This is a genomic window from Enterococcus sp. UD-01, from assembly GCF_044909655.1.
GTDB lineage: Bacteria > Bacillota > Bacilli > Lactobacillales > Enterococcaceae > Enterococcus_L.
Window position 1 is genome coordinate 52,494 of sequence record NZ_JBIYEU010000012.1, and the last position, 21,634, is coordinate 74,127.

Annotated in this window: 14 protein-coding genes and 1 other annotated feature; of the genes, 3 read left to right on the forward strand and 11 right to left on the reverse strand. The window is 37.9% G+C overall.

The features are described 5' to 3' along the window. Nucleotides 1-129: 129 nt before the first annotated feature. The 3 genes from radC to ABH902_RS10855 all read right to left on the reverse strand — a co-directional run bounded on the left by radC (nt 130) and on the right by ABH902_RS10855 (nt 2,853). The gene (radC, locus tag ABH902_RS10845) at nt 130-798 is read right to left on the reverse strand and encodes a DNA repair protein RadC (RefSeq protein ID WP_404590776.1); all 669 of its coding nucleotides are present in this window, start codon (nt 796-798) and stop codon (nt 130-132) included. Between the two features lie 86 nt (nt 799-884). Next, nucleotides 885-1,544 (reverse strand): HAD family hydrolase, encoded by a 660-nt coding sequence (locus ABH902_RS10850; protein WP_404590737.1) that lies wholly within the window; start codon nt 1,542-1,544, stop codon nt 885-887. Next, complete coding sequence (locus ABH902_RS10855; protein ID WP_404590738.1) at nt 1,537-2,853, reverse strand: bifunctional folylpolyglutamate synthase/dihydrofolate synthase; 1,317 nt, start codon at nt 2,851-2,853, stop codon at nt 1,537-1,539. The genes ABH902_RS10850 and ABH902_RS10855 overlap by 8 nt, the downstream gene beginning before the upstream one ends. 334 nt (nt 2,854-3,187) lie before the next feature. Between ABH902_RS10855 and ABH902_RS10860 the strand changes: the two genes are divergently transcribed. Then, entirely contained in the window at nt 3,188-5,788 is a 2,601-nt protein-coding gene (locus tag ABH902_RS10860) for a YfhO family protein (protein ID WP_404590739.1), read from the forward strand. Continuing rightward, entirely contained in the window at nt 5,770-6,363 is a 594-nt protein-coding gene (locus tag ABH902_RS10865) for a TVP38/TMEM64 family protein (protein ID WP_404590740.1), read from the forward strand. The genes ABH902_RS10860 and ABH902_RS10865 overlap by 19 nt, the downstream gene beginning before the upstream one ends. Before the next feature lie 403 nt (nt 6,364-6,766). Here ABH902_RS10865 and ABH902_RS10870 read toward each other — a convergent pair whose 3' ends face one another. Continuing rightward, nucleotides 6,767-7,312, reverse strand: a complete 546-nt coding sequence (locus ABH902_RS10870) for a hypothetical protein (protein WP_404590741.1) — start codon at nt 7,310-7,312, stop codon at nt 6,767-6,769. 119 nt (nt 7,313-7,431) lie between these two features. On the opposite strand from ABH902_RS10870, the gene ABH902_RS10875 reads away from it, so the two are divergent. Then, the gene (locus ABH902_RS10875) at nt 7,432-8,568 is read left to right on the forward strand and encodes an alpha/beta fold hydrolase (protein ID WP_404590742.1); all 1,137 of its coding nucleotides are present in this window, start codon (nt 7,432-7,434) and stop codon (nt 8,566-8,568) included. 201 nt (nt 8,569-8,769) lie between these two features. Here ABH902_RS10875 and ABH902_RS10880 read toward each other — a convergent pair whose 3' ends face one another. The 7 genes from ABH902_RS10880 to ezrA all read right to left on the reverse strand — a co-directional run bounded on the left by ABH902_RS10880 (nt 8,770) and on the right by ezrA (nt 21,603). After that, on the reverse strand, nt 8,770-11,415 hold the full coding sequence (locus ABH902_RS10880; protein ID WP_404590743.1) for a valine--tRNA ligase: 2,646 nt from the start codon (nt 11,413-11,415) through the stop codon (nt 8,770-8,772). Between the two features lie 92 nt (nt 11,416-11,507). Beyond that, nucleotides 11,508-11,724 (reverse strand) — a binding site (T-box leader). A gap of 70 nt (nt 11,725-11,794) precedes the next feature. Then, a complete protein-coding gene (gene tpx / locus ABH902_RS10885) occupies nt 11,795-12,286 on the reverse strand; it encodes a thiol peroxidase (RefSeq protein WP_404590744.1) in 492 nt (163 codons plus the stop codon). Nucleotides 12,287-12,369: 83 nt separating this feature from the next. Further along, nucleotides 12,370-13,023, reverse strand: a complete 654-nt coding sequence (locus ABH902_RS10890) for a redox-sensing transcriptional repressor Rex (RefSeq protein WP_404590745.1) — start codon at nt 13,021-13,023, stop codon at nt 12,370-12,372. 288 nt (nt 13,024-13,311) lie between these two features. Further along, nucleotides 13,312-17,136: a bacterial Ig-like domain-containing protein gene (locus ABH902_RS10895; RefSeq protein ID WP_404590746.1), complete on the reverse strand. Its 3,825-nt coding sequence runs from the start codon at nt 17,134-17,136 to the stop codon at nt 13,312-13,314. Nucleotides 17,137-17,386: 250 nt separating this feature from the next. Then, nucleotides 17,387-18,592 (reverse strand): tRNA uracil 4-sulfurtransferase ThiI, encoded by a 1,206-nt coding sequence (gene thiI, locus ABH902_RS10900; protein WP_404590747.1) that lies wholly within the window; start codon nt 18,590-18,592, stop codon nt 17,387-17,389. Between the two features lie 4 nt (nt 18,593-18,596). After that, a complete protein-coding gene (locus ABH902_RS10905; protein WP_404590748.1) occupies nt 18,597-19,745 on the reverse strand; it encodes a cysteine desulfurase family protein in 1,149 nt (382 codons plus the stop codon). A gap of 136 nt (nt 19,746-19,881) precedes the next feature. Further along, the gene (gene ezrA / locus ABH902_RS10910) at nt 19,882-21,603 is read right to left on the reverse strand and encodes a septation ring formation regulator EzrA (RefSeq protein ID WP_404590749.1); all 1,722 of its coding nucleotides are present in this window, start codon (nt 21,601-21,603) and stop codon (nt 19,882-19,884) included. Between the last annotated feature and the right edge of the window lie 31 nt (nt 21,604-21,634).

Below are 21,634 nucleotides of genomic sequence, written 5' to 3' on the forward strand. Positions count from 1 at the left end.
AAGCACAAAATATTGTAACATTGCCCGTACTCCGATAGAGGATTTTATTTACTAAAAACTTCTATATTGTTCCAAACAAGATTACAGTTACATTGTACACGCGACCCTAAATTTTTGCAAGAAATCTAACTACTCAGATAAGAAAAAGTTTTCTTCTCTTAAACTGATGTAGCCTCGGTCTCCTACAATAATATGATCCAACACATCAATGCCCATCATCTCTCCGCATTGTTTGATTCTTTCTGTGAATTTAATGTCGCTTTGAGACGGGGTTGGATTACCAGACGGGTGATTATGCGCTAAGATTAACCGCGCAGCAGAATACTTCACCGCAATCCGGAAAATCTCTCTAGGATGCGCAACCGACTGATTCAAGCTGCCCTTAAAGATCGTTTCTCTTCTAATAACTTCATTTTTAGTATTCAAATACAAACAGACTAAATGCTCCTGTTGGAAATCTTTCATTTCATTAATCAGATTTTGGGCAATTTGATAGCTGGATGATACTTTTCCGTATTTTATTTGCGTGCTTTGTTGAATTCGATAACCAAATTCAATCGCTGCCCGCATCTCGATCGCTTTAATACGGCCAATTCCTTTGATTTCAGTCATTTCAGTTAATGTAGCTGTTTTCAGCTCATGTAGATGGTTGAAATGGTTTAAAAAATTCGAGGCTACTTCCATCACATTGACGCTTTTTGAGCCAGTTCTCAGCAAAATCGCCAGCAGCTCCTGATTCGATAAAGCCTTCTCTCCTACCGACTCCAAGCGTTCCCGTGGTAAACAATCCTCCGGCATTTCGCGAATAAATAATTTTTCCTGTTTCAGCAAAAAAATCACTCCTTTTTGTTTCTATAAATAAGATACGCAAAGGAGTGACATTTTTATTTGGCTAAATAATTTGGTACTTCTAATAAGCTGTCAAAAATCTCTAAAGTTTTCGCTTTTATTTCTTGGGTAGGCGCCAGTAAATCCGGTACCATAATGACAGGAATTCCCGCAGCATGTGCAGCAGTAACGCCGTGAAAGGAATCTTCAAAAATCAAGGTCTTCTCCGGCTCTGTTCCTAAAGACTTTTGAGCTTTTTTAAAAATCTCCGGATCTGGTTTAGCTCTAGTTACGTCTTCTGCGGAAACAATCCCGACAAAACGTTCTCTAATCCCAGCTCCTTCAAGCAATAATTCAATTGCCGGACGTACATTGCTGGAAGCAACCATCCGCGGTATATTTTGTTCATCTAAATAATCCAAAAGCTCAATGACGCCTTCTTTCAAGGGCACCTTACCTGTTTGGAAGACTTCAATCGTGTGATTATAAGAACGTTTAATGAACTCTTCTACTCTTTCCCGACCAAATTCATGAAAAATTTCATGGTAATTCTTAGCGACCTCTTCATCTGATACGCCGACAAAATCTAGATAAAGCTCCTTGCTGTATGGAAAATTCATTGCATCCGCGACCGTTTGTGTCGACTGATAATAAATTAGCTCTGTATCAAACAACAAGCCGTCCATATCAAAAATTACACCGTCAAGTTTATTCATTATTTCCTCCTAGATTCAATAATAATTCTCGTACCTGTGAAACAAAGTAAAGCGAACCTGTGACCAGCAGTAAATCATCCGCTGACATTTTTTCCAAAATTTCTCCCAAGCCAAATTGCCATAGTGAAACGATCTCTGTTTTTTCATCAGCAAAGTGCTCCATCTTCGTTAATTCAATCGCTCTAGGATAATCAAAGCTGGTTAAATATAAATGAACATTGGGTACTTTTTTCAGTAGCCCAATCATTTGCTCGACGTTTTTAGTTGCCAAGGCTGAAAAGAGAATATTAATTTCACGGTTAGGGAACTCTTTTTTCAAGTTTTCTGCTAAACGACGCACCGCATGATCATTATGCGCACCATCTAAAATAATCAATGGCTCAGTGCTGATTCTTTCCATTCGAGCCGGCCATTGTGCTTTAAGCAAGCCTTGATAAACGTCGCGCTCTTTAAAATTAAACTGCTGCGTACGACAATAAAGATAAAACAACTGAATTGCGACAGCTGCATTTTCAACCTGATGCCTTCCTAATAAGCCGACTTTCACATTCGGCAGCTTACCTGCTTCGCCGTAAAAATGGAACACTTCTCCCCAGCTTTTATCCGGATGTAAATAATCTACTTGATAATCTTTGCCGTAATGATAGACCGTACTATGCTTTTCATGTGCTACTTCATCAATCACGGCTAAAGCTTCTACGCTAATATTTCCGGTAACTACTGGAATATTTTCTTTGATGATTCCCGCTTTTTGAAAAGCAATTTTCTCCAGTGTATCTCCTAAAATTTCGGTGTGATCCTTGCCGATAGTTGTAATAGCGGTCAGCATTGGTTTCACTACATTGGTGCTGTCCAATAAACCGCCCAGTCCAACTTCAATAATGGCAATATCTACTTTTTGATCTAAAAAATAGTCTAGCGCCATAACTGTTAATGTTTCAAATTCAGTGATACCAGCGGTTTGTTCCTCCTGATCCATTTCCTCAATCAGCTGTTGATATTTTTCCACATATTGGATAATGTGTTTATCTGAAATCCCCTGTCCATTAATGGCAATCCGTTCATTAAACTGCTCGATGTAAGGGGAAGTAAACGTACCGACCGTTAAGCCTAATTCTTCCAGCATACATCTTAAATAGGTGACTGTGGAGCCTTTTCCATTGGTTCCGGCAATATGAATGGTTGGAATTTTGTCTTCCGGATGATCGACACGCTTTAATAAGGCTTCAACGCGTTCTAGTCCCGGTCTGGTGCCAAAAGGCAGTCTACCATGAATCCAATCAATCGCTTCTTCAATTGTTACTGACATCTTATTCACTCCTCGCTTCTTTATTATAGCGAATGCGCAGGCGCTTTTCACTAATTAAAACTTTTAATCGTTAAATTCATAAAAAAGAGTAAAAATACCAAGAAAAAATATCAGGAAATTTTGCGTATGATAAAATAGACAGGTCACTATGTATTGATAGCAAGGCCGGATATTTTTGTACAATAGAGGTAAACCGTGATAGACTTAAATATTAATTAGTTTAAAGTCATGCGCTTTAACCTTTTCATGATTTGGGTAAATCGTTTGACTTTTTGATGAGCAAAGCCTTTATCCTAAAACAAAGAACAACTATTAGAATAGAGGAGCAATGTAAATGAACGTTAAAACAAAACAGCCTTTATTATTAGGCGGAAGTTTTTTACTTCCATTCGTATTATTAGGACTACTCTGGGCTATTCTGGGGCTGGCACCTTTTGGCGGAAATAATCTTCTAGTTAGCGATCTTGGTACGCAGTATCTGCCTTTTTTGAGTGCCTTTAAGCATTTTTTCCAAGAAGGAAATTTATCCTTTTATTCATTTTCTGATGCACTGGGCGGAAGTGTCTTGCCGTTAAGTGCCTATTATTTATTGAGTCCTTTTAACTTTTTGGTTTTATTTTTTTCATATGAACAATTACCGCTAGCAATTTTATTGATTATTACGTTAAAGATTTCTTTGATGGGTACGTCGATGTTTTATTATTTAAAAAAGACCTATCACACAACCAGCTGGTTTACATTATTATTTTCCACCTCTTACAGCTTCTGCGGCTTTGTTAGTATTTATGCATTGAATTTTATGTGGCTGGATGCTTTAATCCTCATGCCATTATTAATACTAAGTATTCAACAGTTATGGGATCAAAAGCGTTATGGTTTTTATGCCATTGTTTTATTTTCAACCATAGTGACAAATTATTATATGGGCTATATGCTTTGTATCTTTGCTGTTTTTTATAGTTTATATTGGTATTATCGAACAGCGGATAGAGCTTCTTTTTGGCAATTTCTCAAAAAAGGACGGCTTTTTTTCATTACTTCCTTTTTTACAGGAATCAGCACAAGTTTTATCTTATTTCCAGCTTTAACGGGCATGCTTGCTACGAATAAAACCAATTTTAACCCAGAGGTCTTTTTATTGAAGCCAAAATTTGGGTTCAGTGTGCTTTCTCAATTTGGTTTAGGCAGCGTGAATTTCGACTTTCGTTTAGATCATTTTCCAACACTTTATTCTGGTTTGTTAATGATGTTGCTTTTTATCGCTTATCTGCTGCTGCCAACGATTTCGTTTAAAGAAAAAAGAAATGCGCTTTTATTGCTGGGATTCATTTTCTTAAGCTTTTGGCTGGAGCTCTTTAATACGATTTGGCATATGTTTCAAAGTCCGGCGGGTTTTCCTTACAGGAATACATTTATTTTTAGTTTTCTAATCATTAAATTTGCTTACGAAGCCTTTCTTCAATTAAAACAAGGCGCACGCTTTTCGATCCGTATTCCCTTCTTATTCTCAGGATTATTGCTCATTGGTTTTCTTTTTTTAAATTATGTCGATGACACAACATTCGTCTTGGCAAACCAGTACATTATCATTAGTTTACTAAGTGTTTGGGTGTTGTATATTTCTCTAACCCTTTATTTAAAAACAACCGGAAATATGAAAAAGCTTTTAGCTGCTTGTGTTTTATTCGTTCTTTGTTTTGAGTTGGTCTTTAATTTTTGGGTAAGTTTGAAGGATATTCCTTTTGGCGATCAAAAACAATTTGCGGCAACTTATCAAACACAGAATTCGTTTGTTTCCGATCTAGAGCACAGACAAGCTGCACTGGTTCGTATCAAACAGACAATAGATTCTAAAGAAGCTGGCTATCGTGAAAAGAATAATGGGTATAATAACCCGCTCTTGTATGGGTATGCTGGAGTGTCAAGCTATACTTCAACACTGGATGCCAAAACGCAAAAAACCTTGCAGACATTGGGACTTTATCAAAAAAACGATCGCAGAATTGCCTATGTCGATGAATCCAAGGTGATCAATCTACTTTTAAATGTAGCCTACCAAATCACACCGGAAATTAAAGCAAAGCAGAGCAGTCTGATTGCTAATCCAGACGCGAATATTTATGAAAATGCTGAAGCAATCGGCATGGGCTTTTTAGTTCCCGACAGCTTTGCTAAAATTAAATTAGCTGAAAATCGACCCTTACAAAATCAAGAAGAAATCCTGCAGCAGATAAAACCTGGGGAAAGCTATTTTAAAGAATCCAAGGAGCTGGAATGGCATGCGCTGACTGACAATGACTATACATTAACTGCTCAGACTACTGCTGATGGTGAGCTGTATCTTTATGCTCCCAACATTAATTGGAAAAAAGTTCTTTCTTTTAAAGTGAACGGTAAAACAATCAATCCTTCTGTTTATATTGCCACGAATCAAGTATTTAATTTAGGTTATTTTAAAAAGGAGACTGTCGTTTCTTTAGAATTCAAGTCTAAAAAACAATTAACTGAAAAGAAAATTGCTTTAAAAACGTTGCAGAATGACCGCTTTGATTCTTTGATTTCCGATCAGCGAAAGCAGGCTTTACAGCTGAACAAGCAGGCTTCTGGACAGTTATCCGGCACTATTACAGTAAATGATCCGCAGCAGTCGTTTCTTTATCTGGCAATTCCTTATGATAAAAACTGGCAAATAACAGTAGACGGGCAAAAAGTACAGACTAAGTCTGTTGTGGGCAACTTTACCGGCCTAAAATTACCAGTAGGAACGCATCATATTACATTGACCTACTATCAAAAAGACTTCTTCATTGGAGCTTTGATTAGTATTGTTACTCTTTTCGGGTTATTCTTTTATCAAATTTATAAAAAAGTAAAACGTGTGCGCAGCCGTTCACACGAACGAGAGGGTTTTAAAACGTGGGGAAAAAGCTCCTGAAAAAATTTATTTATTTATTACCTATTTTAGGATTGATCAGTTTTACAGGTTTGATTATTTATGGCTATTCTAAAGGCATTTTTCATTCAGTTGCTACTTTGCAAACATTCATCAAACAATTTGGCGAATATGCCATTTTTATCTTTATCTTTTTGCAGTTTGTTCAAGTCATTATTCCGATCCTACCCGGCGGTATTTCCACTGTTGTCGGCATGCTGATGTTTGGCAGCTTTCTAGGGCTACTGTATAGCTACATTGGATTGATTTTAGGGGAGATTGTGGTTTATTGGCTGGCAAGATATTATGGACGTCCTTTTGTACGTCTGATTTTAACAAAGAAACGTTATTTACAATTTGAAAAAATGGTGGATCGACCCAAAGCTGGAATCAAAAAGCTGTTGTTATTTACTTTGCTGATTCCTTTTGCACCAGATGATCTTGTTTGTCTGGTAGCTGGATTGACCGATTTTCCCTTTAAAGAATATATGAACATTCTTTTGATTTTTAAATTTTGGTCAGTCGCTACATATGGCTACGCTATGTTATTTTTATTTAATCATTTGCTGATTCACTGATAAAAATGAAGACCCTGACTTTTATCAATAATTTATTTGAAAACAATGAGTGTGAGACAAAAGTAAAGAACACTTTTGCCACACACTCAAAATATGAATAAACGGCGGGAACAGAAAAACGAAAAAGTTCCATGTATTTTGCCTCGAGTAATCGCAGAGGCAGCAGCCCCTTCGGAAATAAGCCGAAATTGCTGACAACCACGAAGAACGTAGTGATTCGATGCTTGACAGTACCTAATTGGTGCTGACAACCACGAAGAGCAAAGCGATTCGATGCTTGACAGTACCTACTTGGTGCGGTTGCCTACGAAGAACGTAGTGATTCGATGATGAACGTACCTTCTCTTGGTTCCCGGGGCTTAGCACTTCTGTCCCGACCTTGTTTTTTTATTATCAACTATTTCTATATCGTTTCCCCTCTAAAAAGCATTTTTTGTGCTTTGTTTAGAAAAACTGTATTTTTTTCTACTTCTCCTTTTTTTAATGAATATTCAATAAATGTTAAAGCAATCCCCGCAAATAATTCCTTCGCAAATTCAAACGAAATATCCAGACTTTCACCAAGAGCCTCTTTGCTAAAAAAAGCAGCAAAATTTTGTTGAATGACTTTTTTTAAGTCTTGCCTTAGATTGATCTGGTCTTCTTGAATCTCAATTAAAATTGAAAAAGCTTCGTGATCAAATTCAACAATTAATGCTGTTAAAATCGTTTCAATATCCTCCAGTAAAAATCGCTCTTGTAAAAATCCATCTAATTTTTCTGTGAAGTTCTTATTTATTTCTTCCAATACTTCATACTTATCCTGATAATGATTATAAAAAGTCGAACGACCAATCATTGCCTGTTCACAAATATTGTTTACTGTAATTTGCTTTAAAGACTTAACTTTCAGCAAATCAATGATTCCTTTTTTTATTAAATATACAGTTCTTTCTGTTCCCGTTATCATAAATATAACCTCCTTTGGACAAAAAACATGTAAATGTCCAGTTCTGAACAAACCCTTTCTGATTCATTCTATACGATTCCTTTCAATAAAGGTATCTTATTATGTAAGAGGTGAGGAAAATGTTTAAACAATATTTAGAAAATGAACAACTAAACTTTCAAGTGAATCGCTTTTTAGAACCTTATGACACAAAAGTAGAGGTTCAAAATGAAGTTCAGGAGATTTGCAAAAATATCCATGATCTATCTTCTTGGTATAACCAATGGCTACACGCTGGAACCAAGCAAAAACAATTACAAAATTATGCGTTAGCTTCCGCTTATTTTCAGCTGGCCGATTTTTTCTTATCTGAGAATGATCCTAAGAAGCAAACTACTTATTTATTATTTAAAGAAACCTTCTATTTGAGTATCGCAGAGCAAAATATACAGCTGACTCAGGTTCCTTATGAAAACAGCAAGCTACCGATTGCTATTATTCAAAAACCACATGCGCGCAAATGGCTGCTTTTCCATGGCGGTTTCGATTCTTATCTTGAAGAATTAATTCGGCTTTCTCTGGAATATTTAAATGATTTATCAGAGTATAATCTACTTTTATTTGAAGGACCGGGACAAGGCTTACCTTTGAAAGAAGGAATTTTTATGACAGAATGCTGGGAAAAGCCTGTTAAAGCTATTTTAGATCATTTTCGTTTAAATGAAGCAGCTCTTTTAGGAATGTCTTTAGGCGGTCTGCTTTCATTGCGAGCTGCTGCTAAAGAAAAAAGAATTACAAAAGTCATTGCCTTTGATACCTTTTACAGTATGATGGATGCTTTTTCTCTACGTGCCCCCAGTGCGTTACAAACATTACCAGATTTAACACAGCCTTGTCATCAACTGCTATTCAATCAGACAATTGAAAATTATGCAAAAACAACAATTGATTTACATTTCAAATTGACCAAAGCAAAAGCCATGTTTGGTAAAGATACTGCTTCGGAAGTGTTTCAGGAACTGGCTAACTATACTCTGGAAGGCATAGAAAAGCAGATACGGCAGCCAGTTTTATTACTGGCTGGCAATGAAGACATGTATGTCCCCACTTTTCGAACTGGTTATTTGCAAAGTCGTTTAGTAAATAGTGCTTATGTGGAAGCTTGTATCTTCACTCAAAAAACTGGTGGGCAGTATCATTGTCAGGTCGGTAAAAAAATAACTGCGTTCACTAAGATTAATGATTTTTTAAAAATCGAACAACTGATTAAACCTTAGCAAGTATGCGCTGATAATAAACCAATAAAGAGGCTGAGCCAAAAGTCGTTTAGATTCTTCGGCCACCGTTTATTCGTAAGTAGTGGGCTGGACAAAACTGTTTTTTAGTTTTGTCCAGCCCACTCTAAATTGTATACACTTGTGGATAGAATGGTTTCAGCTTCTTCTGTTAACTCCTTCTATCTCGCTTCATTTATTAAACTATTGCACTGTTTTAAGTTGAGCAATTCGCTCTTTGACAACAACTTGTTTTTCCAAATAGTCTTTTTCTTTTTCTTTTTCTGCTTCTACGACTTCCGCCGGTGCATTGGCGACAAAGCGCTCATTGGCTAACTTACCCTGAACCCGTTTGACTTCCTGATTCCATTTTTCCAACTCTTTTTCCAAACGAGCAATTTCTTCATCAATATTAATCAATCCGGCTAACGGCAAGTATAGCTCTGCTCCTGTTAAGACTGCTGACATTGCTAATTCCGGTGCAATCAGATCACTGGAAATAGTCAATTCTTCCGGATTACAGAAGCGTTCGATATAATTAGTATTTTCAATCAGAAATTTGTCAATCGCTTCTTCATTGGTTTTAATCAATAAGGTGATTGGTTTTGACAACGGCGTATTTACTTCTGCTCGAATATTACGCACCGCACGAATTACTTCTTTTAGCACTTCCATGCCGCGAGCAGCTGTTTCATCAGAAAGTTCAGGCTGTACCACAGGATAATCAGCCACCACTAATGACTGCCCTTGGTGTGGAATGTTTTCCCAAATTTCCTCTGTGACAAATGGCATAATTGGATGCAACAAACGTAAAATTTGATCTAATGTATACACTAAAATGCTACGTGTTGTTTGCTTAGCTATTTCATTTTCGCCATAAAGAACTTCTTTACTCATTTCAATATACCAGTCACAGAAATCATCCCAAATGAAATTGTACAGCTGACGTCCGGCTTCACCGAATTCAAAACGGTCAAACAGATCTGTCACGCGTTCAATCGTTTCATTTAAACGAGTTAAAATCCAACGATCGGCTACGGTTTTGTCACCGCTGAAATCAATCTCGTCATAAGACATCTCCGCTACGTTCATAATCACAAAACGGCTGGCATTCCAAATTTTGTTAATAAAGTTCCACGAAGCGTCCATCTTTTCATAGCTGAAACGAACATCCTGTCCCGGCGCAGAGCCATTAGATAAGAACCAGCGCAAGGCATCTGCTCCATATTTTTCAATGACGTCCATTGGATCGATGCCATTCCCTAGTGATTTACTCATCTTGCGACCTTGTTCGTCACGAATTAAACCGTGAATTAAAACGTTTTGGAATGGACGTTCACCGGTAAATTCCAAGCTTTGGAAAATCATACGGCTAACCCAGAAAAAGATAATATCATAACCGGTTACTAATGTATTCGTCGGGAAATAACGTTGATAATCTTCACTAGCTTCATCCGGCCAGCCCATAGTTGAAAACGGCCATAAAGCGGAACTGAACCAAGTATCTAAAACATCTGCATCCTGTACCCAGTTTTCCGGATCGCTTGGTGCTTCCATGCCGACATACATTTCACCTGTTTCTTTATGATACCAAGCAGGAATCTGGTGTCCCCACCATAATTGACGGGAAATAACCCAATCATGGACATTTTCCATCCAGCGTAAGAAGGTTTGATCAAATCGCGGTGGGAAAAATTCTACTGCATTGTCTGTTGCCTGATTTTTAATCGCCTGTTCGGCCAAAGGCGCCATTTTTACAAACCATTGTGTGGATAAACGCGGCTCGACAACCACACCAGTTCGTTCAGAGTGTCCTACGTTATGGTTCATTGTTTCAATTTTAATTAAACGACCGATTTCTTTTAAGTCAGCCACAATTGCTTTACGTGCTTCAAAGCGATCCATACCAGCATATTTGCCAGCCAGTTCATTCATGGTTCCGTCATCATTCATTACATTAACACGCGGCAAGTCATGACGATTACCAACCTCAAAGTCATTAGGATCATGCGCCGGGGTAATTTTAACAACGCCGGTCCCAAATTCCATATCCACATATTCATCAGCAACTATCGGAATTTCTTTATCCAGCAGTGGCAGAATGACCATTTTTCCGATCAGCTCTTTGTAACGCTCGTCTTCCGGATGAACCGCGATCGCCGTATCTCCAAGCATTGTTTCCGGACGTGTTGTGGCGATTTCCACAACCCCAGAACCGTCTGCCAGCGGATAACTCATGTGGTAAAACGCGCCTTCGATATCTTTGTGAATAACTTCAATATCAGAAAGAGCCGTTCTGGCTTTTGGATCCCAGTTGATAATGTATTCTCCGCGATAAATTAAGCCTTTTTCATAAAGCGTCACAAAGACCTTACGAACCGCTTGAGACAAACCCTCATCCAAGGTAAAGCGTTCACGGCTATAATCCAATGACAGCCCCATTTTAGCCCACTGCTCACGAATGTGAGAAGCGTATTCTTCTTTCCAGTCCCAGACCTGTTCAACAAATTTTTCCCGGCCTAAATCGTAACGAGAAATACCCTGCTCGGCTAATTTTTCTTCTACCTTTGCTTGTGTAGCAATACCGGCGTGATCCATGCCCGGCAGCCATAAAGTATCAAAGCCCTGCATTCTTTTTTGACGGATGATCATATCTTGTAACGTAGTATCCCACGCATGACCTAAATGCAGCTTTCCGGTCACATTCGGCGGTGGAATAACGATGGAATAGGGCTTGGCTGATTTGTCTCCGTTTGGTTTAAACAAGTCCTGCTCGAGCCATTTTTGATAGCGACCTTTTTCGACTTCGGTCGGCTGATATTTGGTTGGCAGATTTTTTTCTTCTGACATTCAAATTCCTTCTTTCTATAGTTGATTTACGTCGTCCCTTGCCTGTTGCTTAAATGGAAGGAAACATAAAAAAGTCCTAAAATACTTTCGTATTTTAGGACGTAAATTTACGCGGTACCACCTAAATTGTGCTTAGCTGAACTAAACACCGCTTCTTGCGTGAGTTAACGATCACGACTCGAATCATTCTACTACCTTCAAATCATCGACTCCCAAGCTACCTTCCTGTCAGTTATGTAAAGATCTTCCAGCAAATGATCCTCTCTCTATAACGATGCTGACAGTACTCCTCTTGTTCACAGTCTTTGCTTTATTTTACATGGAAGCAGTAGAGAAGTCAATTTGAAATAGTGATCGTAAATAAAACCCAATGATTCATTTAACTAATCGCTTTTACTTCATTCAAAGCTGCTTCATAATCCGGTTCTTCAGCAATTTCCGGTGAAATCGCTTGATACACCAAAGTGCCTGCTTGATCTACAATCAAAATCGCACGTGCTAATTGTTCCAGCTCAGGAATAAAAAGTCCGTAAGCTTCTCCAAAGGTCCCCTTTGTATCATGCAGAATTTCCATATCAACGCCTTCAGCAGCACACCAATTCGCTTGTTCTTCTTTTGTATTATTAGAAATAGTTATAAACTTCACTCCAGTGACTGATGCTGCTTCTTGATTGAAACGCTTCGTCTGCAAAGAACAAACGCGTGTATCAATATCCGGCACAACACTGATTAAAACTGGCTGTCCTGCAAAATCTGCCAGCTTCACTACTTCATCGGCTAAATTTTCAAGTGAAAACGCAGGTGCTGCTTGCCCTACCTGCGGCTGAGTGCCGATAATTTCATAAACTTGACCTTTTTTTGTAACTTTCATGCTTGTACGCTCCTTCCAATTCTTCGCTTCTCTTTTAGTATAAAGGAGTAAAATTTAGAAGACAACGTTCCTGCTTTAGATACCTATACTTTAGGACTTGAAAAGGTTTCATCAAAATAAATAAGCGTCTGTAGCTCAGTCGTCAAATCAATATACTGCACATTGACATTATGAGGTACAGTGACACGGTCCGGCGCAAAGTTTAAAATCGCTGTAATTCCCGCCTCTACAATCTGATCGATTGCTTCTTGGGCATATTGACTAGGTACAGTAGAAATCGCTACAGTTACACCAGTACGCTGAATTTCGTCTTTTAATTTCGTCATCGGTTGAATTTCAATATCATCGACTAAAACCCCTGTTAATTCCTCCGAAGTGTCAAAGGCACAGACAATATTCAAGTTCTCATTACGGCGAAAATTATTTTTAATCAAAGCTTTGCCTAAATTACCGCAGCCGATCAAGGCAATTCTTTTTTCCTGCTGTGTGTTTAAGATATGACTAAATACTTCAATTAAATACGCGACATCATACCCATAACCGCTGCGACCTAGCTCTCCTAAATGGGAAAAATCACGTCGGATCGTTGCAGGGGGTACTTGGATGACTTCACTAAATTCTTTTGACTTAATTCTAGTGACACCCGAATCGCCCAGCATTTTTAAATAACGTAAATATAGCGGCAGTCGTTTTGCTGTGGCCTTGGGCATTTTTTTTTCTGTATGTAATTCTTTCATTTTAACTTCTCCTTGTTAAATATTTCACATATTCAGTTTATCATGCTTTAGATACTAGAGCAACATCTTTGTGAAAAAAAGAGAATCTATGAGAAAAATTTAACAAATATTGCAAAACCAAGTGCTGATACTTCCTCTAGTCATGACTTTTTCCAGGTAAAAAATAATCGTTTGCCTATATAAAAAATTTATAGTTTTTTCACTAGTTTACGAAAAAAGCGCATTTTTTAGTTATTGAATCCATAAAAAAAGAGACCTCAAAATGGTCTCTTTCTTAGTTAGCACTAATTAATCTTTTGCTTTCTTTTTTAATAATAGAAATCCGCCTAAACCTAGGATAATAATAACCACACCAACGAATATGAGTCCTCTTCCAGCTTTTTCTCCAGTTTGTGGAAAGACTAATTTCGCTGTCGAATTCGCTTTAACAGGCGTAGCTGGTTCATTTGAATGCGGATCGCTCGGCTTGGTTGGAGCTGGTTGATCTGGTTGAGTCGGTGTTATTGTACCTGGTTTATTGGGTGCCGGTTTGTTATTTGTTCTATCTAAAACCGTGATTGTCGCCACCGCTGAAACGGTTTTGGCAGAAGACTGCACCTCAGCAAAAGCCGCTCGTGCCGTTACAGGAGTTACAGAATCCGCCTTGATTGTATAGGTGATCTGGTACTTGCCGACTTTTTGATTATCTACCTTACCAGTAACTTCAAGCGCATCAAGAGCTAGAGCCTGTCCGTCTCGATCCGTTGCTTCTAAAAAGTTATCAGCAGGTTTCCATTCATCTCCGATATAAATGGTTGAATCCTTCACGGATACAGACGTTTGATCTTCTTTGACAGTAATAGTGGCTGTATCTTGAGAAGTTCCATTATAATAAACAACTTTATAGATTCCTGCTTTTGTCGTATCAACTGTTCCTGTAACGGTAATTTCTGAAAAATCGACGGGATCTCCTGCTTGATTTGTTGCACTTACAAAATTATCCTGCGGCTGCCACTTACTTCCTACGTAAATCGTAGAATCTTGAGCTTTAACAGACGTTTGATCTTTAACTAAGGGAATATCAAACTGATTATCGCCTTTATTAATGGTTATTTCTTTACCGGCAAGATATTCGTCATCAATCATATAATTTTCTGGAATACTTGTTACTAACAACTGATACTTCCCTGACATAATGCCATCCAGCGAATAAACACCTGCAGCATCAGTGACAAATTCAGAACTAAGACCTGTCAATTCATCCGTCAAAGTAAAATGAACCTCGCCTACCGCAACTGTTTTTGTTCCGTTTGTAGCATCATACGTATAAAAATCAACCTTCGCTAAATAGACGATTCCTTCTGCATCGCCTGCAGCAAATTTCAATACTAGCGGTTGTGATGTAACTTTTTTACGATTTTCCGAGGTTTCATTTAAGTTTTCTGACTGAATTGTTGTTTCAGTAGAGATTTCTCCAGCATTTTGTGAAATAGTATTGAAGTGAATTGAAATATTTTCAGTTAAGGTATAATCATCAAAAATAATTTTCACTCCAGCTGCAGTTGCTTCTAAGCGATAAGAATCCTTCGGTACATTATCAATCGTAACCGAATTTAAATCAATACCGGCCTTCGTCGTTCCTTTGGTTGTAATTTCAAATATAGGATTCTTGATTTTACGTGTTTGGTTATCTACATTTTTTGTTTCCACTTGATTCACTGTTACGTTTTTCAAAGTATCGTGGCTAGTTTGAGAAGCTGCTAAAATAGCTACTGCTTCATTTTCAAGAGTCACAGTTCTAGCTGTTTCTTGATTGTTATACAACGGTTCAGCTGTCTTCCCAGTGATATAAACTTTATTGGAATCAATCCAGCCGTTCGCATACTTGTATTCGATAATATAGCGTTTAGAGGTTTTGCCAAAATCAAATTGATAGCTATTACTACTGTCGTCAAAAGTAATCTTTGGATAATCAGCACTACCCGGCAAAATGGGATGGTCAAAATACGTTTCCCGATCCCATAGCTGTGGATAAATGCTCTCAACCTGATCGTTAGACACATCATAAATATTAAAAATAGCTTCCACACCCGCAGGTACATTCGTGGTTACTTTTAAGGAATCAAATGAATCGTTTCGAGCATTCACTAAAAATTGATTTTTGCTGCTTTGTAACGTTGTTTCTGAATAAAGCTTGCGACTGGTTCTCACGGAAGTGTCTATTGATTCATACCCGTCAGCTTTTAACGTTACCGGAATCGTGTCAACAGGAATATATTTCGTTTTCGCTAATCCATCCGGTACATAATTAAAGCCTAACGGAAAATTAATGGACTGTGTAATGGGTGTTGTAAATTTGACAAGTGAGCCTTCTGGCGTAGCTGTAACAGTATAATCTTGATTCAACTTATAATAAGTGAGATCCTTCGTCGCCCGTAAAGTTAAATAATCCGGATGCTTGACTAGAATTTCCAAATTCTTTATTGGATTTTCAGTACTTCCTTCAACATTCACTGATGTTCCGCCCGTATAAAAACCATTTCGATCAAAATTTCCCCAGGCTGTTTCAGCATTATCCCCGTTGATAATGGTAATTGGCTGAATATATTCATCAGAGATCATCAAAATACTTTTACCGGAATCAATAACCGGCGTACTTAATGAAATGTTGATATCTTTTTCCTCAAAATCCATCTTTTTTAACTTCAATGAAATTCGTAAAATATTGTCTTCTTTGGCTGTCAATACTAGTTTGTTGTCCTCTTCTTTAATATCAAAAGCATCTGCTAATTGAATCGCTTGATAATCAGGCGTATAGACATAGCTTCTGTCGATGGCTATTTTTTGACCGTTTTGACTTTCAATGGTAATTGATTCACCAGCCTTGGTTACGGTAGGCATACTATAAACTGTTAAGTAGTAATCTCCTTTTGCTTGAAAACTGCTATTTGATACGGAATTCGCACTCAATTCCTTAAGCCTTTTTTCTGCTTGACTGGTTTTAGCAGTAAACTCCAAACTACCATGTTCCGTTGCCGGCTTTTTCAATGTAGTGCTGCCTAATTTAGTGGTTGGGTATTGTGCATAAAAAGAATACGAATAATCTGAACTGTCCTCAAATCCTATTACCCGATCAAAAACCAGCCCATACGCTTTTTGCTGATTCATCGCTGTAATCGCCACTGCTGTATCTGTCACAGTATCTTTCGTTATTGTATAATCTGTACCTTTAACAAGCGGTTGTTTCGTTTCCGGCAAAATAGTTCCATTGACATCTACATCATAGGAGTAGACGCTTAATTCCTGCATATCTTTTTTTAAGAAGCTCGCGCTATTGCCTTCGGTCAAGGATAATTCCAAGGTTTGGGCGCCAGATAAGGTACGATCCAGATTATAGAAAATAGTGCCATTCAAGCCAAAGGTATTCTTCGCTTCTTCATATTTAATTGGCTCTACGTCTTCATATAAATCAAAAGCATAGGTATTTTTTGTTTGACCTGGTGTTTCGATTGTAAGCAACGGGTTGCTTTCTGAATAAAGATAGCTACTTAAATCTAATTGAAAATAAGCTTCCGATACACGCTGATTGAACGTAATTGAAAGCGTTTGGTTATCCGTATCAACTACCCAATCTGCATCTATTCCCTTTACTTTACCGTCAATTGCAGAATAGCCTAATTGATCAGGTAAACGAAACGTATAAACAGAACCAGCATCGTAGCCCGGATTTCCTACGTAAAAGGATAATGAAGCCAGCACTGGCGTAGCATTTTTCACGCGATTGACTTCAGTCTGACTATATTCGTCTCCATCTATTGTTGCTACGGTAAAGTTGGTCAATAGTTCTTCTGTAATAACGGTAGGGGCTTTCGCTGCTGCTTTACTCGTTCCAATCATCGGCTGGTTTTCAATCGCCTGAGCTTCCGAATTTACAGTCGCTTCTTTTGACTGAGCTGTTTCTACCGATGACGATTGGCCCGTTACTGTAGCTTCGCTTGTATGAGTGGTGCTGGTTTCACTACTTATTGTTTTATCAGAACCACTTTGATCTTCAGCAAACACATAGCTTACAGGTAATAGACTTTGAGTAACTAATAATCCTAACATCAATAATCTACTTATCCTCTTTTTCACTTCTATAAGCCTCTTTTCTTTTTTATAAATATTTCTTCTCATAAAAACCAATAATTATAATTATTATAGTATAAAAAGCAAATAACATTATGATTATATCAAAATATTTATAATTTAAAAAGATATATTTTACAACAAAGCATTAAAATAAGAATATAATATAAAATCCCTTTATTTAAAACATAAAAAGCGAGTAAGAATTATTTTGATTATAATTCTTACTCGCTTTTTATATCTATAATATGTTTTTTTAAAGCAAATCTGAAAATTCTTCTTCTTGTACAGTTGAATCAGCGATTTCGCTAACTTTTAATCCAGCCATAGAACGGGCAATTAACCCTTCTACATCTAAACGAGCTTCATAAGCTTGTGCTTTCTCTAATTTAGGTCTTGTTTTAGGCTGTGGCGGTGCAAAAATGGTACAGCAGTCTTCAAATGGCTGAATCGCCAGTTCAAAGGTGTCAATCTTTTCCGCAATCTCAATAATTTCTCCTTTATCCATCGAAACCACCGGACGAATAATTGGCGTGCTGGTAACTTCGTTAATAGCCACCATGCTTTGTAAGGTTTGAGAAGCAACTTGACCTAATGATTCTCCATTAATAATAACCAGGCCTTTTCTTAAAGCACGAATTTCATCGGTTAAGCGCAGCATCATTCGTCGTGTGACTGTCATTAAATAACCTTCCGGAACTACTCGCTTGATTTCTTCTTGGATTTCTGTAAACGGCACTTCGATAAACTGAATGCTACCGGCATACGGGGCTATTTTTGCTGCTAAATCCTTGGCCTTTTGCAAGGCTTGCTCACTTGTGTAGGGTGGACTGGCAAAATGTACCGCTTCGATTTCAACACCGCGCTTCATTGCCAAGTAACCTGCAACGGGAGAATCAATTCCGCCTGAAAGCATCAACATGCCGCGCCCACCCGTACCTACAGGCAAGCCGCCTGCGCCACGAATCGTTTCATACGATAAATACGCCCCTTCATTACGAATTTCAACACGAATATTGATATCGGGATTTCTCATTTGTACGTTTATTTCAGGACAAACCTCAAAAACCGCGCCGCCTAATTCTTGATTTAATTCATTCGAATCTAATTCGAAGCTATGATCTGAACGCTTCGTAGTAATCTTAAAGGTTTTGCCGGACTGATAAACGGTCTTGATGATTTGTTGAACCATGCTGCGGATGGCAGGCATATTTTTGTCAACACGAATACTTGGAGAAAAGTTTTGGATACCAAATACTTTTTCCAATTTAGGAATAATCTCTTCGCCATTTTCGCCGTTCAACAATAAATGCATGCGATCTCTGTCCGCATGAATTTTTACCGCTGGATAATCCTGCAACGCTCGTTTCACGTTTTGTGCTAATTGGGTAATAAATGACCTTCTGTTTTTCCCTTTAGTTGAAAGCTCGCCGTAACGAACCATGATTTCTGTATAATTCAAACTTTTAACTCCTTACTACTGAGAATTTTTTGTATAATTGGTTAAAAATAATCATAAATTGTTCTGCTTCAGCCATCGTATTGCTCTCATCCAAGCTAATACGTACCGCAGAAGTCGCCAGTTGATCCGATACTTTCATTGCATGAAGGGTACTGCTAGCCAAGCGTTTTTTGCTGGAGCAAGCACTGGTCGTAGAAGTATAAATTTGTTTTTCTTCCAACGCATGAACAAAGACCTCTCCACGGATTCCTTTTAGAGCAAAGCATAAAATATGAGGAGCAAATTCGTCCGTATCCTTAGAAAAAACAGTAATATTTTTGTATTCTTGCAAAGCTTCGATTAAATAACGGCGAATAATGGCTGTATGTTCCGGCTTTTCAGCCTTTTTATCCAGATACAAGCGTAAGGCCTTAGCCATCGCTACAATCCCTGCCACATTTTCCGTACTGCTGCGCTGATTTTTTTCTTGCCCGCCGCCATTCAGTAATGGTGCTAGTTTTCGACCGTGTTTCCAATAAATAAAGCCGACTCCTCTTGGGCCATGAAATTTGTGTGCCGAAAACGTTGCAAAGTCCACACGCTTAGTTAACCAGCGTTCTATCGCTACTTTACCAATCGCTTGTACAGCATCCACAAGAAAATGAATCGTTGGATAATTTTCCAAAACAGCACTAATCTCTTGAATCGGCTGGATAGAACCGACTTCGTTATTCACTGCCATGATTGAAACCAAAATAGTATCTTTGCGAATCAGTTTCTTCAATTCTTCCACTTCAACAATGCCTTCCTTATTAACTGGTGCAATGGAAACTTCGAAGCCATTGTCCGCCAGCTGACTAGCTGTTTCAGCAACAGCCGGATGTTCTACAGACGAAATAATGATGTGGCGACCAAAGGCCTTTTTCTCGAGAGCCGTTCCTTTTAAGACCCAGTTGTCTCCTTCTGTACCGCCGCTGGTAAAATAAATCTCATTTGTGCCTACTTGAATTAATTCAGCTACTTGTTTGCGTGCTTGTTCCAATAGACGATTAGCCTGACTGCCCAAATCATGTAGACTGGAAGGATTACCGATAATCCGTTGACTGGTTTTCAAGTAAGCATCTAATGCTTGAGGATAGATAGGTGTTGTTGCACTATTATCAAAATAAATCATAAAAAAACCTTCTTCTTTTAAAATTCTTTCCTATTATATACCTTCTGTTTTCTTCATTCAACCAATGAAAAAACTGAGACCTACAACATAGAAAGAGTCATCTCTCGCTAGTTAAGCCTCAGTCATCATTTACAGTTTAAATGGCATCTAGATTATTGAAGTAGAAATCTTCGATTCTTCTGAATGCTCCTGGTTCTACACGTTCAAGCGCAGTACCAATTTCGTCCAATGCATCTTGATATTTATATTCTTTTGAAAATAGCTGCAGGCTATTTTCCATAGCAGTCCGAATTGATTCATGTGTGTGACGATAACGATTCGCATATTGCATCATTTGCTCAGTTAAAGCAGCAGAATTAACTAAATCATTGGTCTTTTTATCTAGTAAATCTAAATCCTCGTTACAAAGATCAGATAATTTTTTGATTTCTTCCATGTTAATGCGGATACGGTTCAATGCTTTACTTAGCTCTTCAATCCGATCCGTTGCAACAAAGAAAAATTCCAGATAATCTGCCGGCAAACCAGGCAAGCGTTGTTTTTCAACATAACGTTTAATGTTGCGTAAACGAAATTCGTATTGATCTACTTTTTCTTGCGCTTCTTTTTCGCCTTTGCGTAATTCTTTTAATGAGTCATCAATTTCAACCTGTTGGTTCTCAATGTCGTCTAAAATCTTATAACAGTCTTTAAAGAATGCTTGAACTTCTGAATAAGGAACAACATGTTCTTTCATTTTTGGTTCGAAATCTTCATAACGACGGATTAATTCTTCGATTTCTGTTTGGAAACCTCTAGAACGGCCTAGTTCATTATGATTTAATGTGTAGCTTTGTGAAATATGGTCAAGTTCAATCATTAACTGACGATTGTTTTTCAGTGTGTGAGCGATATAATCACCGACCACTTTTTGATTGCTACGGACATATTTCTTAGCATTGATCTCACGTTCCATGATTTCATATAATGCATCAATTGCATTCGCAGTGTCACGGTTCGCCACTTCAACAGCATCAACTTCTGTTTTTTCTAAATCAACAGTTGAGTTTTTCACACGTTTTTGCACTCGTTTTAATTCATCTTCGAAATTCTTTTCTGGGAACACATAGTGATCAGCAAGCAGACGCTTGTAGCCTTCTTCGATTTCTTTTAATTGATCCGGGAAGGTTCTGGTTAACTCGTCATATAACGGCGGGATGCGCTTCATCACATCGTCCAGCTCATAGGTATGACGCTCAGCATTTTCAAGTACTTCGCGCGCTTCAATTGGATCACCAGAAGTGTTTAAGGTGACAAACTGTGTGAATTCAATCTCAATATTTTTGATTTGTTTTTGCAATTCAGGATAAGCTGAGCCAAATTCTGATTTTTCATCGTGAAGAAGTTTGCTTAGTTCTTCATAGACATCCAATGCTTTTTGAACTTCCAGTGAATTGCGTTCTTCACTTTCGCGGAGTTCTTTTAGACCGTTACGGATAACCTGAACTTCTGATTCCATCTCAGACATTGTTTCGTCAGCTTCTTCAACTGCTTTTTTAGCTTTCATAAAACGGAAGGTTTCATTTAAATTTTCGACTTCAAAAATCTGACTTTCCAGCTCTGCAAAAGAACGTGTGGATATTTCTGTCCAGCGTTGATTCCATTCTCTAAAGGTATTCTGACTTTGTCCGACCATATGCATCTTCTTAATATCATCGACTTCTTCAATGACTGGCAAATCGAACAAGGCTTCTTTCCTCTTTTCCAGATCATCGAGTTTCATTTGGTTTTTCTTTCTCATAAAAAAACCAACTAAGTATAAAATAGCTGCGATGATTATTATAGCTAAAACTACGATAATGATCAGATTATTCTTCATTCATGGTTCCTCCGTTTGCTTATCCATATAT